The organism is Flavonifractor sp. An306, from assembly GCF_002159455.1.
Classification (GTDB): Bacteria; Bacillota; Clostridia; order Oscillospirales; family Oscillospiraceae; genus Flavonifractor.
Genome location: NZ_NFIQ01000216.1, coordinates 1 through 972, shown reverse-complemented (window position 1 = coordinate 972; position 972 = coordinate 1). Strand labels below are relative to the sequence as shown.

Below are 972 nucleotides of genomic sequence, written 5' to 3'. Positions count from 1 at the left end.
ATGTGCAGCTCCTCACCGACTACTGGGATATGGCCGGGCGGCTGGGCTGGGATCTGAGCAGCGATCAGGTGCGCTTTCCTCACGACCTGTTTGCCGCCCACGACGAGGCTGCCGCCCAGGCCGCCATCCAGGAGGAGAGGGGGATGGCGGGGAAGTTCCGGGTGCGGCGGAAGGTGTTGCGTAAGTATGTTTTTGCGGCAGGGGGACTGCTGATCCGGCCGGCGGCCAGCCAGAAGGAACTTACCGATGAGGGTAAGGCCCTCCACCACTGTGTCAGTACCTATGGGAAACGCCATGCCGGGGGACAGACGGCCATCTTCTTCATCCGAAGAAAATCCAGCCCCGGAAGCTCCTATTATACGCTGGAGCTGGATGAGAAGGAGCTGATTGTGCGACAGAACCGGGGACTGAGGAACGGCCCCCGTACACCGGAGGTGCAGGCGTTTGAAGATCTCTGGCTGAGTTGGGTCCGGGCCGGAGCACCCAAGGACAAGAGCGGGAAGCCGGTTATCCAGATGAAGAAAGGGGAGGAAGTAGCATGAAGGACAACAGACCCTTGACCCAGGTAGACCTCGACAAAATGGATTTTGACAAGGTCTGGATTTCTTACGGTCCGGAACCGGATAATGGGGAATGGGCTTTGGTGTATGGTGGGCAGCTCTACAGCATCGACACATTGGAGGGTGCTGGCTTTGAGGATATGCTGCGCGACCTGGTGGAGGGGGAGTCACTGGACAATCCGAGCGGGGCCTATAGAGTCTACCGATTTTCTTTGAAGGAGTTCAGAAACACACTCTCTGACAATCCCCTTACTCTGGAGCAGTTGCGGGGGATGGGCGGGCAGCCTGTGTGGATTGTGGAGCAGCCAGACTGGGGACATTGGGAATTATCTGAAGATGCAGAAGATTATCTTTGCGATAGGGATACGGGCCTATATGGGCTTACATATCCTGACCCGGATGGGAAGGGCGG

Annotated in this window: 2 protein-coding genes; both read left to right on the top strand. The window is 57.7% G+C overall.

Annotated elements, in window-relative coordinates; all coding sequences use genetic code 11:
• Nucleotides 1-542, top strand: a 542-nt coding sequence (locus B5F88_RS19725) for a PcfJ domain-containing protein (RefSeq protein WP_204246286.1), incomplete at its 5' end; no start/stop codon positions are given.
• Nucleotides 539-972, top strand: a 434-nt coding sequence (locus B5F88_RS19720; protein WP_140402236.1) for a hypothetical protein, incomplete at its 3' end; no start/stop codon positions are given. The genes B5F88_RS19725 and B5F88_RS19720, both read left to right, overlap by 4 nt.